The organism is Flavobacterium sp. J49 (assembly GCF_011742145.1).
Classification (GTDB): Bacteria; Bacteroidota; Bacteroidia; order Flavobacteriales; family Flavobacteriaceae; genus Flavobacterium.
Map to the genome: position 1 here is coordinate 296,038 of NZ_JAAQQU010000104.1, position 15,139 is coordinate 311,176.

A 15,139-nucleotide genomic window follows, 5' to 3' on the forward strand; every position below is an offset into this window, starting at 1 on the left:
GTTAAAATTATAACGATCATACATTAGAATAAACCAATCACTATGGAACAAAATGATACTGCCTTAGATATCAGAGCAATTAATGCAAAAATAGAACATGAAAGTGCTTTTATAGAATTGTTGACGATGGAAATGAACAAAGTCATCGTAGGTCAAAAGCACATGGTAGAGCGATTGTTAATTGGACTTTTAGGACAAGGGCATATTCTTTTGGAAGGTGTACCGGGTTTGGCCAAAACCTTAGCCATCAATACCTTGTCACAAGCTGTTCACGGTAGTTTCAGCCGTATCCAATTTACACCCGATTTATTACCGGCAGACGTCATTGGAACGATGATTTATAACATCAAAGCGAATGAGTTTTCGATAAAAAAAGGGCCTATTTTTGCCAACTTCGTTTTAGCCGATGAGATCAATCGTGCGCCGGCCAAAGTGCAATCGGCTTTATTAGAAGCCATGCAGGAAAAACAAGTAACCATTGGCGATACCACTTTCAAATTAGACAAGCCGTTCTTGGTATTGGCTACTCAAAATCCGATTGAGCAAGAAGGAACTTATCCTTTACCGGAAGCACAAGTCGATCGTTTTATGCTAAAAACCGTTATCGATTATCCAAAAATTGAAGAAGAACGAATGGTCATTCGCCAAAACCTAAAAGGAGCTTATGAAAAAGTAAACCAAGTGGTATCGGTAGAACAAATTCTTCGCGCACAAGAAGCGGTTCGTGAGGTTTATATGGACGAAAAAATTGAAAAATACATCTTAGACATCATCTTTGCCACACGTACTCCGGAAAAATACAAACTGGAAAGTCTAAAACCACTTATTGGTTTCGGTGCTTCACCTCGTGGAAGTATCAACTTGGCTACGGCCGCCAAATGTTACGCCTTTATCAAACGTCGCGGTTATGTAATTCCGGAAGATGTTCGCGCGGTTGTACACGATGTATTGCGCCACAGAATCGGGGTTACTTATGAAGCCGAAGCTGAAAACATCACTTCCGTTGACATCATCAACAAAATCGTAAACGAAATTGAAGTACCTTAATAGTTGATCGTTGACCGTTGATGGAAATTCCCTTAACCGACAACCAACAACCAACAACTATATGATGGAAACCAAAGACCTTCTCAAAAAAGTTCGTAAAATCGAAATCAAAACCCGAAGATTGAGTGATCATATCTTTTCGGGCGAATACCACACGTCATTCAAAGGCCGCGGTATGACGTTTTCGGAAGTGCGTCAATACCAGTTTGGCGATGACATTCGCGCCATCGACTGGAATGTGACCGCGCGCTACAACGAACCGTATGTCAAGGTTTTTGAGGAAGAACGCGAATTGACCATGATGTTAATGGTAGACATTTCGGGTTCGGAAAGTTTTGGAACCAAAAACCAACTGAAAAGTGAAATCGTTACCGAAATTGCCGCGACTATGGCTTTTTCGGCGACACAAAACAATGATAAAATTGGCCTGATTTTATTCTCAGATCAAATCGAATTGTACATTCCGCCCAAAAAAGGAAAATCGCACGTATTGCGTATCATTCGGGAACTGATTGAATTCCAACCCAAAAGCAAACGAACCGATTTGTCGCAAGCTTTGAAATTTTTATCAAGCACACAGAAGAAAAAAGCAATTGTGTTCGTCATTTCGGATTTTATGGTCGAAGACGATTACGAGAAAACCTTAAAAATTGCGGGAAAAAAACACGATATCACCGGTGTAAGAGTATACGACATTCGGGAAGAAAAAATGCCAAATATTGGTATGGTGGAAATGGAAGACGCCGAAACCGGAGAAGTTTTGGTAGTCAATACCGGCTCCAAAAAAGCGCGATTGAGTTACGAAAAGCAATACCAAGACAAAGTAAATTATTTCAAAGATATTTTCTCCAAATGTGGTTCAGGAACCGTAAACACTCGTGTGGATGAAAGTTATGTAACCAAATTATTGGGCTATTTTAAATCGAGATAAGAAAAAATGAAAAGGAAATTTGCGCTGTTTTTAAGCTTATTATCGATGGCACTTTGGTCACAACCCAAGGTGACGACTGCTGTGAATACCACTAAAAACAAAATCGGAGCCGAGTTTAAGCTAACCTTAAAAACCGATGTTGATACCTTATCCAAAGTAAAATTCCCGGAAAGTAAATTCTTTGGTGCTTTGGAAGTGATTCAATCCTATAAAATTGACACCGTTAGAAAAGGCGCACGCTATGAATTAATCAAAAAATATGGCTTAACCCAATTTGACAGCGGAAAGTACCTCATCCCAAAAGTGCCGGTTATTATTAATGGCAAAACTGTTTTTTCAGACAGCATTAAGGTGGAAGTCAACGATGTGAAAGTTGATACCCTAAAACAAAAAATGTACGACATCAAAGACATCGTTAAGGTAGAAAGTCCGATGGGTACTTGGTGGATTTACGTTTTGATTGCTTTGCTAATTGCCGTTGCCGGATTTTTGGTTTACCGATTCATCAAAAAAGTCCAAACCAAAGAAAAAGCGGAAGTAATTGTCTACAAAACTCCCATTGAAAAAGCCACAACGCTATTACAGCAATTGGAAAGCAAAGGCCTTTGGCAAAAAGGAGAAATCAAAAGCTATTATTCGGAACTGACGGACATTGCCCGAAATTATATCGAAGAAGAAATCCACATTCCGGCGATGGAAAGCACCACTTCGGAACTCATTGAAGGGTTGCGAAAAGCGGCAAAACAACAAAAATTAAAGCTTTCCAACGAAACAGTTGAAAATTTGGAAAAAGTATTGCAACAAGCTGATTTGGTCAAGTTTGCCAAAGTAAAACCGCTTGATTTTGAAATTGAAGAAGATAAAAAACGCATCTCCAATTCCATCGTAACCATTCACAAATCGATTCCGGAAGTGGTGGAAGAAGACGACGAATTGGCTTTGTGGAACGAACAACAAAAAGAATTAGCGCGTTTGCAAAAACTCAAAAAACAAAAACGCGTCAGAATCATTACCACCATAGGAATCATTATCGGAATGATGCTGATTGCACTCGGCGGCTTGATCTATTTCAAAGGATTTGATTATGTCAAAGACAATCTGATTGGCCATCCGACTAAAGATTTGGTGGAAGGCGAATGGGTTTATAGTGATTACGGCAATCCGGCGGTAAAGATCGAAACTCCAAAAGTCTTGAAACGAATTGATGTGACCAAAGGGCTTACCCAAAAAGCAAATGAAATGGTTAAGGAGATGAACACCTTTACGTATGGAAGCATGATTGACAACTTTTATATAGTGGTAAGTACAACCGAATTCAAGCAGGAAATACCAACCCCGGATTTAGACAAAGTGGCTGAGGAATCATTAAGAGCTTTGGAAAAACAAGGCGCCACCAATATTATTGTCAAAACAGATGATTTTGATACCCAAAAAGGCATTTCGGGCAGAAGAGCCTACGGAACGATGACTTTTGTTGACAAAGTCAATGACAAATCAACCAAATTGTATTACGAAGTATTGATTTTCGCGCAAAGTCAAGGGTTTCAACAAATCATGATTATGCATGAAGAAGGCGATAAATATGGCAAACAAGTTACCGAAAGAGTTTTGAATTCGGTTGAATTAGAAACACCGGCACAACAATGAAAGAAGTAAGTTTTTTAAATCCTGAGTTTTTCTGGTTGTTTTTATTACTTCCGGCAGCTGTTGCTTGGCATTTTTGGAAAAGAAAACAATCGGCCACGTTGAAAATAAGTTCGGTCAGAGGTTTTAAAGCACAAAAATCATTGTTGGCCAAACTAAAACCGTATTTGTTTGTATTGCGATTATTGGCTTTGAGTTCTTTGATTATTGCGATGGCACGACCACGAAAAGTAGACATCAGCAGCCAAACCAAATCGACCAAAGGGGTTGATATTGTAATGGCGATTGACGTTTCCGGAAGTATGTTGGCCAAAGATTTAAAGCCCAATCGTATGGAGGCTTTGAAGAAAGTAGCCGCCAATTTTGTGGATGGCAGACCCAATGACCGCATCGGAATAGTAGTTTATGCTGCTGAAGCTTACACCAAAACACCGGTCACCAGCGACAAAGCCATCGTTCAAGATGCTATTAGGGGAATTAGATACGACAATGTTTTGCAAGACGGAACCGGAATCGGGATGGGATTGACTACTGCGGTCAATCGTTTGAAAGACAGCAAAGCCAAAAGCAAAGTGATTATTCTCTTGACGGATGGTGTGAACAATTCCGGGTTTATTGAGCCGGAAACCGCTTCGCAAATCGCCAAAGAATACGGAATCAAAGTATACACGGTCGGAATCGGAACCAATGGTGATGCGATGTCGCCTTATGCTTATGCACCCAATGGTGGATTTTTGTTCCGAATGATGCCGGTGGAAATTGATGTGAATTTGTTGCAAACCATTGCCAAAAATACCGGCGGAAAATATTTCAGAGCCAACAACAACAGCAAACTGGAATCTATTTATAACGAAATTAACAAACTGGAAACCACCGAAATTCAAGAACTGAAATTTTACGATTACGACGAAAAATTCAGGCCTTTTGTCTGGATCGCCGGCATCTTGCTTTTGTTGGAATTCGGATTGCGCCATACGGTTTATAGAAGTTTTATATAATTCTTTATGTACGAGTTAGAAGAAAAAGGGTATTTGTATTTCTTGATTGCCATTCCGGTATTGGCAATGCTTTTCTTGTATGTACAATATTGGAAAAGAAAAAAGCAACGCGAATTCGGAGATTTAGAATTACTCAAAAAATTAAGCCCCGAGAAATCCCTTTTTAAACCGGTTTTGAAATTGGTTGTCGTGCTTTTGGCCCTAACTTGTTTGATAATAGGTTTAGTCAACCCCAAAATGGGTACCAAATTAGAAACCGTAAAAAGAGAAGGTATTGATATCGTTTTTGCCATTGATGTTTCCAAAAGTATGTTGGCTGAAGACGTCGCACCAAGCCGATTGGAAAAAAGCAAACAATTGGTTTCCCAAATCATCAACAATTTGGGCAATGACCGTATCGGAATCGTAGCTTATTCCGGAAGTGCTTTCCCGGTTTTACCGATTACGACCGATTACAGTGTGGCGAAAATGTTTTTACAAGGCATGAATCCCGGGATTATTTCGGCTCAAGGAACGTCGATTGACCAAGCGATTAATTTGGCAACCACTTTTATCGATAAAAAAGATAAAACCAACAAGCTTTTGATCATCATCAGCGATGGGGAAGATCATTCTCAAGACTCAACAGATGCTGCGGAAGAAGCTAAAAAATTAGGCTTAAAAATCATTACCATTGGCGTTGGTAGCGAAAAAGGCGGGCCCATTCCGTTGAAGCGAAACGGAGTCGTGCAAAGCTTCCAAAGAGACCAAAACGATGAAGTAGTCATTACCAAAAGAAATCCTGAAGTGTTGAAAGAAATCGCTAAAGTCACCGGCGGCGGATATGTGGACGGAAATTCCACCAAAGCAGTTTTGGATTATGTCAAAAATGCTTTAGACAATATTCAAAGAACCGAGTTTGAAAGTACCCAAATGTCGGATTTCAAATCGCAGTTCCAATGGTTTTTAGGATTTGGCTTTTTCTTGTTGTTTTTGGATATTTTCTTGTTGGAGAAAAAGACGAAATGGGTTGAGAAAATGAATCTGTTTAATGAAAAAGAATAAATGAAAAAGATAGCACTATACAGTTTACTCCTGATTTCCTTTTTGGCGAAAGCCCAAAACAAGGAAAAAGACAAAAACTTGCCCAAAGGAAACGAAGCTTTTCTCGAAAAAAAATACGCCGAAGCGGAAGCCGAATACCGTGTTTCAGAATCCAAAAGCCCTAAAAAAGCGATTGCGCCTTATAACTTAGGCAATTCCGTTTATCGTCAAAATCAAAACGAAGAAGCCAAACACCATTATGCCAAAGCCTTAAAAAATGCTAAAACACGTACTGAGAAACATTTGGTCTTTCACAATATCGGCAACACCTTGATGAAGAGTAAAGATTATTCCGGTGCGGTTGAAGCCTATAAAAACGCTTTGAGAAACAATCCGGCTGACGAGCAAACCCGTTACAATTATGCCTTGGCCAAAAAATTCCTAAAGGACAATCCGCCTAAAAAAGACGACGACAAAAGCAAAGACAAGAAAAACCAGAAGGAAGACGAAAAGAAGAATAAGGACAACCAAGACGATAAAAATAAAGACAAAAACCAAGACCAAAAAGGTCAGAACGATAAAGATAAAAAAGACAATAAAGACAAAAACCAAGGAAAACCACAACCGCAACCTGGCGGCGTTTCAAAACAGCGCCTTCAAAATTTGTTAGATGCAGTGAATAACGAAGAGAAAAAAGTGCAAGATAAAGTCAACAAACAAAAAGTCCACGCCAATCCTAAAAAAACAGAGAAAGACTGGTAATCAATTTGAAAATGATTTAATTTGAATATGAAAAGGATACTGATTTTATTTCTTTTAATAACCAACACACTTATGGCTCAAGTACAATTTGAAGCCAAAGTGAGTAAGAATACTTTGGGCATCAATGAAAGATTGCGCATTGAATTTACCATGAATGCTGATGGCGATAATTTTGTGCCGCCTGCTTTTGAATCTTCAGGATTCAGAGTCGTTGGCGGACCAAGTCAATCCGTTAGTCAGTCTTGGGTTAATGGTAAAAGTTCTTTTAATAAATCGTACATCTATATTCTATTGCCTACACAAAAAGGGAATCTAACCATCAAACAGGCTTCTATCGAAATCAATGGTCAGATTTATAAAACGTCACCGGTAAAAATCAATGTGACCAATGCCGTTGAATTACCCAAAGATCCGAATGAAGCGCCGGCAGTAACCGCTGATGAAAACATTTACTTGGTCGCCGATATTTCAAAAGCCAATCCCTACCTCAACGAACCGATTACTGTGGTTTATAAATTGTACTTCAGTTACAACATCGGGATTTCGAATTGGCGTGAATTGAACAAACCCAAATACAATGATTTTTGGTCTCAAAATATCGATATCAAACAACTCAAAGCCGAAGACGGCATGTTTAAAGGGGAACGTTATCGCTATGTGGTTTTGAGAAAAACGGTATTGTATCCACAAAAATCAGGTAGATTGGAAATCGAACCGCTTTCTTTAGACATTGATTGTCAAGTGCCTACCAACCGAAGAAATTATTGGGGACAACCCTTGATGGTAGAAGACAGCAAACGCGTTTCGGCCGGAAGCAAAATCATCAACGTGAAGCCATTGCCGGAAGCCGGAAAACCGGAAGATTTTTCGGGTGCTGTGGGTCAGTTTGATTTTAAAGTCAACCCCTCCAAAACCACGCTTAAAAACGGGGAATCACTGGAATTAACCGTTAGCGTCATAGGAAAAGGAAACTTAAAACTATTCTCGTTGCCAAAACCCGTTTTGCCTTCCTCGTTGGAAATGTATGATCCGGTACACGATGAAAATGTATCGACACCACTGACCGGAATGACCGGAAGAATAACCGACAAATACACCATCATTCCTCAATACAAAGGCAATTACCAAATCAAGCCAATGAAATTTACCTATTTTGATTTGGCCTCAGGTAGATACAAAACCCTTTCCTCGCAACCCATAACCATTAATGTGATGGACGGTCCGAGTGCGGGTTCATCCGAAAAAACCAATGCCAATGAAGTCGCTAAAAATAAAGTAGAAGTGGCCAAGGCATTTGCCTTCAACAAGCAAAAAACCACTTTGAAATCTATGGAAAAAGAAGATTTCTTGGGCTCGGGATTGTTTTATTCTTTGGTATTTTTACCGTTTTTAGCCATACCGTTATTGATTGTCGGCAAACGAAGAAAAGAAGCTTCAGACAAGGATGTCATTGGCAACAAAATCAGGAAATCAAATGCGTTGGCGAAGAAATATTTGGGCGATGCCAAAAAATATTTGGGTCAAAAAGAACCATTTTATATCGCTTTGGAAAAAGCCCTGCACAATTTCCTGAAAGCCAAATTGAACATAGAAACTTCGGATATGAGTAAGGAAAAAATAACCGAGATTTTACAATCAAGAAGCGCACAATCAGAAACCATTGCTGAATTTATAGCTTTAACCGAAAACTGTGAATTTGCGAGATATGCGCCGTCTTCAGAAACTGCCATTCAGTTGGATTATGACAAAGCGGTGAGTATTATTTCGGCCTTAGAAAAACAAATTAAATAAGTAGCAACATGAACAAAGTACTCTTTATTTTGCTATTCGTTTCCCAAATTATTTGGGCACAATCGCCTTTTGAACAAGGCAATGACTACTACCAAAAAGAAAATTACCAAGCGGCGATTCAAAGTTTTGAAAGCATCCTCGAATCCGGTAAAGAATCGGCGGAAGTGTATTTTAATTTGGGTAATGCTTACTACAAATTGCATAAAGTGGCACCGGCCATTTACAATTATGAAAAAGCGTTGTTGTTACATCCGAATGATGAGGAAATCAAAACCAACTTAGACTTTGCCCGAAAAATGACCATCGATGACATCAAAGTCATTCCCAAAGTTGGGTTTCAAAAACTGCTTTCCGATCTCACTTCTAAATACCATTATGACACTTGGGCTTGGTTTGCCGTAGCTTTTGCGTTCTTATTTTTAGCTTTTTTTGCAGGTTATTATTTTTCACAAAAAACCATCTTGAAACGCGTTTTCTTTTTGGGGATGTTTATTTGGTTACTTGGCATTGGCCTAGCCGCCGCTTCCGGATTTTATGAAAGAAGCCGAATGGAACATGAAAAACCGGCCATTATTTTTGCCGAATCTACTGCTTTAAAAAACGAACCCAAAGTAAACAGTCCGGATGCCACCGCGTTACACGAAGGAACCAAAGTGTACATCTTAGAAAGCATTGCCAACTGGAAAAAAGTAGAACTCACCGACGAAACCACCGGTTGGATTGAGGATAGTGCGATTAAAGAGATTAAATAGTCGTCAGTGATCAGTAATTAGTGGTCAGTATCGTTATCTTTGCCAAAATATAAATCAAGAAGCACGAAGTCTTTTCTAGCTCCGCACCGTTCGGCTTTGCCTCGGGTCTTGCTTCTTTTTTCTTTTAACTGAATTATGTCTAGAGACGAACAATTAAAACAACGCTGGGACAAAGTCGTGCATATTCTTTCCAATCAATTTGCTGAGGGCGAAATGCTCGACTTAGATGCCATTATATACTTAATCGGAGTGCAAGAACTCGGAAAAGTGCACCAAACTTTCAAAAAAGACGAAAAACTCAACCTGATGCACATCGCCATTTGTCGTTTGCTGGAGCCTTATGGTTACTACGAATTTGACTATGTCGATAAAGAAGGCTGGCCGCACTACAAAGTCAAGGAAGAATTGCCGCCGTTAAAAGCCGGAGAACAATCGGTTTTGATGAAAGAAGCCATTGTGAACTACTTTTTGGAACGTGAAGTGATTGATTAGTTGAAAAAACTCAAAACCTTAAACTCGAAACTCGCAACAAATCCCTAAATTTGCACCTTCAAAGTACGACCGATGATAGACAAGATTAAAGAACATATTGAAGAAGCTAAAGCCTTCAATACCAAAAACAAAGAAGCTTTAGAAAATTTCCGCATCAAATATTTGGGCAGCAAAGGCTTGTTGAAAGAGCTTTTCACCGAATTCAAAAATATCCCGAACGACCAGAAAAAAGACTTCGGACAAGTCATCAATACCCTGAAAGCAGTTGCGGAAGAAAAAGTAAAAGCCATACAGGAAGAATTGGAAAGCAAAGAAGAAGTCAAAGGTTTCTATGGCGATTTAACGCGTCCGTCGGAACCGGTAGCTATTGGTTCTCGTCATCCTATTTCGTTAGTAAAAAACCAAATCATCGATATTTTCTCTACCATCGGATTTAACGTTTCCGAAGGTCCGGAAATTGAAGACGATTGGCACAACTTTACAGCCTTGAACCTCCCGGAATACCATCCGGCGAGAGACATGCAAGACACCTTTTTCATCCAAACCAATCCCGATGTATTGTTGAGAACGCACACTTCATCGGTTCAGGTGCGTTATATGGAAAACAACAAACCGCCAATCCGAACCATTTCACCGGGAAGAGTTTTCAGAAACGAAGCGGTTTCTTCGCGTTCGCACTGTATTTTCCACCAAGTGGAAGGTTTGTATATTGACAAAGATGTTTCGTTTGCCGACTTAAAGCAAACGCTTTTATATTTCACCAAAGAAATGTTTGGCAAATCCAAAATCCGTTTGAGACCAAGTTATTTCCCATTTACTGAGCCAAGCGCTGAAGTTGATATTTATTGGGGATTAAAAACAGAAACCGATTACCGCATTACCAAAGGAACCGGTTGGTTAGAAATCATGGGCTGCGGAATGGTTGACCCGAACGTTTTGAAAAACTGTGGTATTAACCCAGAAGAATACAATGGTTTCGCTTTTGGTATGGGAATTGAGCGCATCGCTATGTTATTGTACCAAATCGGCGATATCCGAATGTTCTATGAAAACGACGTTCGTTTCTTGGAGCAATTCAAGTCGAGTATATAAATAAAAGTAAAAAGGGATATGGGAAAAGACATAAGAACTTTTACTTATCCCTTTTGACTTATCCCTTATCCCTAAAAAATGAAAGCAGACATCACCATTCCGAAAGTTGAAAACGTATTCCTCGCTGCTGTGCAAGAATGGAGCGATGACTTTATGGAAAAAGTTTGGTATGTGTATTTGATTAATGATTCCGACTTCGATTTAGACTCTGTAATGGTCGTTTCCAAAGCTTTTGGCACCATTGATGGGGAAATGAAAAAAACGTCGCTCCTGCGCCACGCATTTATGCAAGTGCCCTCGGTTTCTGCTGTAAAAATCGAAATGGTAGAAAAAAGCGTTTTAGAACTCAACAACGAGTTTATGGTCACCTATTTTATCGGGAATACTCTGTACGACAAAAAATTTACTTTCCGCAAAAACATGATTAATGAGCGCGCCACCGAAGAAGTGCCGATATTGTTTGTCAATGGTGTTATTGTAAAATAAGTTACCGGTTGTTTTCTCTTTTTGTTTTCGCTTTCCAGTTGAAATAGCCTAAAACAAAAATCCCTATCACTAAGTACACAAAAGCTCTGAAATAAAACGTCCCGGATTGCAATTGTTGGGCTAAAGGCTTCTCGCTGACATCGAACAGCGTCATAAAAACAACCATAAATAGGCCCCAAAGACCTCCGGTTTTAACTTGGTATTTCCACCTTTCACTCATCTTAGTCTAATTTTTCAGTTAGTTTCTTAAATACTTTTTTGGCTTCTTTACCTTCGTATAAAACCTCGTACACCGCATCAATAATTGGGGTTTTGGCTTTATAATCTTGGTTTAATTTGTAAGCGCTCTTCACGGCATAATACCCTTCAGCCACCATACTCATTTCCATTTGAGCCGCTTGAACGGTGTAACCCTTCCCAATCATATTTCCGAACATACGGTTTCTGGAAAATACCGAATAACCCGTTACCAACAAATCCCCCAAATAAGCCGAGTTATTGATGTTTCGTTTCATTTTGTGGACTTTCTTGATAAATCGTTTCATCTCGCGAATAGCATTGCTCATAATGACAGACTGAAAGTTATCGCCATAACCTAAGCCATGGGCAATTCCTGCTGCAATTGCGTAAATGTTTTTCAGCATCGCGGCATATTCGGTTCCGATGATATCGTCAGAAATTTTGGTTTTGATAAAATGACAGCTTAAATTATTGGCCACCACTCTGGCTTTTTTAGCATCAGCACAGGCTATGGTCAAATAAGAAAGTCTCTCTAAAGCCACTTCTTCTGCGTGACACGGACCGGTTATAACACCAATATTATCATAAGGAATGTCAAAATTTTTATGAAAATGCTCTCCAACAATTAAGAAGGTTTCGGGCACAATTCCTTTAATGGCAGAGAAAATAACTTTGTCTTTTAAATCAACTGTGAGCTTCTCCAGTTCTTTACTAAGAAATGCAGAAGGAATGGCAAAAATTAAATAATCCGCGTAAGCAATAGCTTCATTTATATCGTTGGTAAGTCTTAATTTTTTGATATCAAACTCAACTGAGCTCAAGTAATTAGGATTGTGTCTTTCGGCTTTTAAATGGTCTATGGCTGATTGACTTCGCATGTACCACGCAATTTCGTCTAGGTTTACACAAAGCATTTTGGCAATAGCAGTCGCCCAACTGCCGCCACCTATGACCGCAAATTTTGGAGATTCATTCATGAATAGTAACTTTAATGAAGCCCAAAAATACTCAATTTTAAGTGATAAAAGCGGAACTATTTAAATTAGAAAACCAAACGAACAACTGGCAACATTGGCAGCTCAATTTTGTTTAATTAAAGTTATTCTTACTAATTAATAATTTTTGAGTCATTCGTCGTTTTTTTTACGCACTTTAAAGACGTTTTTCTACATTAGTAATCCCAAATCTTATACACATATGAAAACAAAATTACTTTATCTTTTTGTTAGTGCGGTCGCACTGACTTTTGCAGCCTGTGAGAACGAAAATACCACAGAAGACCATCAATCAAAAAAGGCAAACAGCAATCCTACTTCGGCTAGTACGGTCAATTTATCACCGTGTACAGTGGCCAATCTTATGGCCGGTCAAAATTACGACTCCGGTGACCTAAGCGTTTATTTTGATTTAGACAATGTTTATGTCGAATACACTACAACCGGTAATTGGTTTATAAGGAAATCACATTTGTTTGTAGGCAGTTATCAATTAATCCCAAGAAACAACAGCGGGAATCCGATACCGGGACAATTTCCAATAAACAATAGTCATGCTAACGGGACACAAACTATAACCTACACTATTCCCAAAACTAGCTTACCGGAATGTTTTGCGGTAGCAGCTCATGCTGAAGTCTATCGTGTACAAAATGGTTTGGTGGTTCAAACAGAAACAGCTTGGGCTTCGGGACAAAGATTTACACCAAGAAATTGGGCTACTTTTTTTAATGTTTGTCAATCCGATTGTTTTGACATCGAAGATTATTATTTTGGCAATAGACAATAGAAAAACCGTTAAAAAAACCGTCCTAATGGACGGTTTTTTTTTGCTTTATAATGTTACCATTTATTTGCAATTTGAGAAAGGGCTTTATAAATGAAAGAAATATCGCTTATTTAAACATCAATTCTTGTTAAATTTCATTAAATCAGACGCTATAATCTTGTTAAAAAAACAATCAGAAAAAGATATTATTGTATTATATTTCTTATTTTTATTGTTAAATTGTGTATTTCATCGATTATTTTATGCATTTTGTAGATTACTTTATACTTTAGCAGTCCCAAATCTACAAATTTATGAAAACAAAAATTTTATCCCTATTTCTTGGTGTATTCACCATTACTTTGACTTCATGTGAAACTGAAAACAATTCAGAGCAAAGTACCGCTTCCAGACAAATTGCTCCGGTAGCCAACAGTGTTAATGTAAGCCAATTATCTCCTTGTGCTTACACAGAGCTCATAGCTGATCAACGTTATGATGCCGGAGATATCAAAGTTTATTTTGATGCTGACAATGTTTATGTAGAATACCAAGCCAGTATCCGTTGGCTTATTAGAGAAACCCATTTGTTTGTAGGCAAACAAAGTATGATTCCGCTTACTCGTAACGGTTCTCCTAATCCGTCTTTGTACCCGATTAGTGAAACTTTCCCGGGTGGTACTGAAGCAGCTATTTACTCTTTTCCTAGAGCCGGTTTGCCAAAATGTTTTACCATCTCAGCTTATGCAGAAGTAAATCGCCTTCAAAATGGTTCAATTGTTCAAACAGAATCTGCTTGGTCAGAAGGTGTTCGATTCAATGAAAACAGCTGGGGAATGTTCTTTGACGTTTGTCAATCAGACTGCTCCAATTAATTAAGAATTGATTAGATAATTATAAACCCTTAACTTTGTTTTAAAGCCTTCCGTGTTGCGGAAGGCTTTTTAAGTTAATAGCTCATTTCAACAATCGCTTTTACTTTCTCTAAGGTAACATTTTGTTTTTCACCCAAAGCTTTCCAACCTCTTTCTTCAAAACGATTGACTATAAAATCGGCGGTATTTTCATAATCCGTTGTGTTTTCTGAAAGCTTGGTTTTCATTCCCATTTGATGAAAAAATTCAACGGTGCTTTCGATGGCTTTTTCAGCCTTATCTTCTACCGAATTGCCTGTGATATTCCAAACTCTTTCCCCATATTGCGCTAATTTTTCCTTTTTGGTTTCAAATAAAACGCGGTATAAATTCGGCCCGATAATCGCTAATGTTCTGGCATGATCTATTTCATACAAAGCCGTTAATTCGTGACCAATCATGTGTGTAGCCCAATCCGTAGGCACCCCTTTTTGAATCAAACCATTCAAGGCCATCGTGGCACACCACATATAATTGGAAGCCAATTTATAATCTGTCGGATTTTCGACAACGTTTGGTCCGATTTCAACGAGCGTTTGCAAAATACTTTCCGCTAAACGGTCTTGCAATAAAGCATCGTGCGGATATGTTAAATATTGTTCCATCACATGGGTAAACGCATCGACTACGCCATTTTGAATTTGTCGCTTTGGCAAAGAAGCAATCACAGAAGGATCGCAAACAGAAAACTTAGGAAACAAAGCACTTCCGCCTAAGGTTAGTTTCTCCTGAGTGGCTTCAATCGTAACGACAGCGCCCGAATTCATTTCACTTCCCGTAGCCGGCAAAGTTAATACTGTTCCGAAAGGAATCACTTTGGTTACATCAGTAAACAGCACTTTTTTCTTTAAAATCTCAATGGGATTGCCTTGATAATTAACCGCGCCGGAGATGAATTTCACACCATCAATTACACTTCCACCGCCAACGGCTAGAATGAAAGTGATTTTTTCTGCTCGGATAATTTCTACCGCTTTCATCAAGGTTTCAAATCTAGGATTGGGTTCGATTCCTCCAAATTCTATGATTTCAAAACCGGTTAAGGCTGCTTTGACTTGCTCGTAAACTCCATTTTTAAAGATACTGCCACCTCCGTAAGCCAGCAAAATTTTGGCTTCTTTTGGAACTAAATTGGCTAATTTTTGTGTTTGTCCTTTCCCAAAAACGTATTGGGTAGGATTGTATAATTCGAAATTTAACATT

The 15,139-nt window shown here is 38.8% G+C and carries 16 protein-coding genes; 13 read left to right on the forward strand and 3 right to left on the reverse strand.

What is annotated here, in order from left to right; all coding sequences use genetic code 11:
- Positions 1 to 42: 42 nt before the first annotated feature.
- The 11 genes from HA632_RS07815 to HA632_RS07865 all read left to right on the forward strand — a co-directional run bounded on the left by HA632_RS07815 (position 43) and on the right by HA632_RS07865 (position 11,018).
- Positions 43 to 1,047, forward strand: a complete 1,005-nt coding sequence (locus HA632_RS07815) for a MoxR family ATPase (protein WP_176306634.1) — start codon at positions 43 to 45, stop codon at positions 1,045 to 1,047.
- Positions 1,048 to 1,111: 64 nt separating this feature from the next.
- Positions 1,112 to 1,978: a DUF58 domain-containing protein gene (locus HA632_RS07820; protein ID WP_171221337.1), complete on the forward strand. Its 867-nt coding sequence runs from the start codon at positions 1,112 to 1,114 to the stop codon at positions 1,976 to 1,978.
- A gap of 6 nt (positions 1,979 to 1,984) precedes the next feature.
- Complete coding sequence (locus tag HA632_RS07825) at positions 1,985 to 3,625, forward strand: hypothetical protein (RefSeq protein WP_176306635.1); 1,641 nt, start codon at positions 1,985 to 1,987, stop codon at positions 3,623 to 3,625.
- Positions 3,622 to 4,620, forward strand: a complete 999-nt coding sequence (locus HA632_RS07830; RefSeq protein ID WP_176306636.1) for a VWA domain-containing protein — start codon at positions 3,622 to 3,624, stop codon at positions 4,618 to 4,620. Before HA632_RS07825 ends, HA632_RS07830 begins: the two co-directional genes overlap by 4 nt.
- A 6-nt stretch (positions 4,621 to 4,626) precedes the next feature.
- On the forward strand, positions 4,627 to 5,664 hold the full coding sequence (locus HA632_RS07835) for a VWA domain-containing protein (protein ID WP_176306637.1): 1,038 nt from the start codon (positions 4,627 to 4,629) through the stop codon (positions 5,662 to 5,664).
- The gene (locus HA632_RS07840) at positions 5,665 to 6,405 is read left to right on the forward strand and encodes a tetratricopeptide repeat protein (protein ID WP_176306638.1); all 741 of its coding nucleotides are present in this window, start codon (positions 5,665 to 5,667) and stop codon (positions 6,403 to 6,405) included. It begins immediately after the preceding gene.
- A 27-nt stretch (positions 6,406 to 6,432) separates the two neighbouring features.
- On the forward strand, positions 6,433 to 8,196 hold the full coding sequence (locus HA632_RS07845; protein ID WP_176306639.1) for a BatD family protein: 1,764 nt from the start codon (positions 6,433 to 6,435) through the stop codon (positions 8,194 to 8,196).
- Positions 8,197 to 8,204: 8 nt separating this feature from the next.
- On the forward strand, positions 8,205 to 8,948 hold the full coding sequence (locus HA632_RS07850) for a tetratricopeptide repeat protein (protein WP_176306640.1): 744 nt from the start codon (positions 8,205 to 8,207) through the stop codon (positions 8,946 to 8,948).
- A gap of 135 nt (positions 8,949 to 9,083) precedes the next feature.
- Positions 9,084 to 9,440, forward strand: a complete 357-nt coding sequence (locus tag HA632_RS07855) for a hypothetical protein (protein ID WP_176306641.1) — start codon at positions 9,084 to 9,086, stop codon at positions 9,438 to 9,440.
- A 72-nt stretch (positions 9,441 to 9,512) separates the two neighbouring features.
- Positions 9,513 to 10,532: a phenylalanine--tRNA ligase subunit alpha gene (pheS, locus tag HA632_RS07860; RefSeq protein ID WP_176306642.1), complete on the forward strand. Its 1,020-nt coding sequence runs from the start codon at positions 9,513 to 9,515 to the stop codon at positions 10,530 to 10,532.
- Positions 10,533 to 10,610: 78 nt separating this feature from the next.
- Entirely contained in the window at positions 10,611 to 11,018 is a 408-nt protein-coding gene (locus HA632_RS07865) for a hypothetical protein (protein ID WP_176306643.1), read from the forward strand.
- 1 nt (position 11,019) lies between these two features.
- Here the strand turns inward: HA632_RS07865 and HA632_RS07870 are convergent, their stop codons facing one another.
- Together HA632_RS07870 and HA632_RS07875 are read right to left on the reverse strand one after the other, a co-directional pair.
- Positions 11,020 to 11,238 carry a hypothetical protein gene (locus HA632_RS07870; RefSeq protein WP_176306644.1) on the reverse strand — a complete coding sequence of 73 codons (219 nt, stop codon included), beginning with the start codon at positions 11,236 to 11,238 and terminating at the stop codon, positions 11,020 to 11,022.
- A 1-nt stretch (position 11,239) separates the two neighbouring features.
- The gene (locus tag HA632_RS07875) at positions 11,240 to 12,235 is read right to left on the reverse strand and encodes an NAD(P)H-dependent glycerol-3-phosphate dehydrogenase (RefSeq protein ID WP_176306645.1); all 996 of its coding nucleotides are present in this window, start codon (positions 12,233 to 12,235) and stop codon (positions 11,240 to 11,242) included.
- Between the two features lie 220 nt (positions 12,236 to 12,455).
- On the opposite strand from HA632_RS07875, the gene HA632_RS07880 reads away from it, so the two are divergent.
- Positions 12,456 to 13,043 carry a hypothetical protein gene (locus HA632_RS07880; protein WP_176306646.1) on the forward strand — a complete coding sequence of 196 codons (588 nt, stop codon included), beginning with the start codon at positions 12,456 to 12,458 and terminating at the stop codon, positions 13,041 to 13,043.
- A 293-nt stretch (positions 13,044 to 13,336) separates the two neighbouring features.
- Positions 13,337 to 13,897: a hypothetical protein gene (locus HA632_RS07885; RefSeq protein WP_176306647.1), complete on the forward strand. Its 561-nt coding sequence runs from the start codon at positions 13,337 to 13,339 to the stop codon at positions 13,895 to 13,897.
- A gap of 74 nt (positions 13,898 to 13,971) precedes the next feature.
- Here the strand turns inward: HA632_RS07885 and HA632_RS07890 are convergent, their stop codons facing one another.
- Positions 13,972 to 15,138 carry an iron-containing alcohol dehydrogenase gene (locus HA632_RS07890; protein WP_176306648.1) on the reverse strand — a complete coding sequence of 389 codons (1,167 nt, stop codon included), beginning with the start codon at positions 15,136 to 15,138 and terminating at the stop codon, positions 13,972 to 13,974.
- Between the last annotated feature and the right edge of the window lies 1 nt (position 15,139).

Bases quoted from the DNA above. Each gene is read 5' to 3' on its own strand.
- HA632_RS07815 (WP_176306634.1), top strand. From the start codon at position 43: ATGGAACAAAATGATACTGCCTTAGATATCAGAGCAATTAATGCAAAA.
- HA632_RS07820 (WP_171221337.1), top strand. From the start codon at position 1,112: ATGGAAACCAAAGACCTTCTCAAAAAAGTTCGTAAAATCGAAATCAAA.
- HA632_RS07825 (WP_176306635.1), top strand. From the start codon at position 1,985: ATGAAAAGGAAATTTGCGCTGTTTTTAAGCTTATTATCGATGGCACTT.
- HA632_RS07830 (WP_176306636.1), top strand. From the start codon at position 3,622: ATGAAAGAAGTAAGTTTTTTAAATCCTGAGTTTTTCTGGTTGTTTTTA.
- HA632_RS07835 (WP_176306637.1), top strand. From the start codon at position 4,627: ATGTACGAGTTAGAAGAAAAAGGGTATTTGTATTTCTTGATTGCCATT.
- HA632_RS07840 (WP_176306638.1), top strand. From the start codon at position 5,665: ATGAAAAAGATAGCACTATACAGTTTACTCCTGATTTCCTTTTTGGCG.
- HA632_RS07845 (WP_176306639.1), top strand. From the start codon at position 6,433: ATGAAAAGGATACTGATTTTATTTCTTTTAATAACCAACACACTTATG.
- HA632_RS07850 (WP_176306640.1), top strand. From the start codon at position 8,205: ATGAACAAAGTACTCTTTATTTTGCTATTCGTTTCCCAAATTATTTGG.
- HA632_RS07855 (WP_176306641.1), top strand. From the start codon at position 9,084: ATGTCTAGAGACGAACAATTAAAACAACGCTGGGACAAAGTCGTGCAT.
- pheS (WP_176306642.1), top strand. From the start codon at position 9,513: ATGATAGACAAGATTAAAGAACATATTGAAGAAGCTAAAGCCTTCAAT.
- HA632_RS07865 (WP_176306643.1), top strand. From the start codon at position 10,611: ATGAAAGCAGACATCACCATTCCGAAAGTTGAAAACGTATTCCTCGCT.
- HA632_RS07870 (WP_176306644.1), bottom strand. From the start codon at position 11,238: ATGAGTGAAAGGTGGAAATACCAAGTTAAAACCGGAGGTCTTTGGGGC.
- HA632_RS07875 (WP_176306645.1), bottom strand. From the start codon at position 12,235: ATGAATGAATCTCCAAAATTTGCGGTCATAGGTGGCGGCAGTTGGGCG.
- HA632_RS07880 (WP_176306646.1), top strand. From the start codon at position 12,456: ATGAAAACAAAATTACTTTATCTTTTTGTTAGTGCGGTCGCACTGACT.
- HA632_RS07885 (WP_176306647.1), top strand. From the start codon at position 13,337: ATGAAAACAAAAATTTTATCCCTATTTCTTGGTGTATTCACCATTACT.
- HA632_RS07890 (WP_176306648.1), bottom strand. From the start codon at position 15,138: ATGTTAAATTTCGAATTATACAATCCTACCCAATACGTTTTTGGGAAA.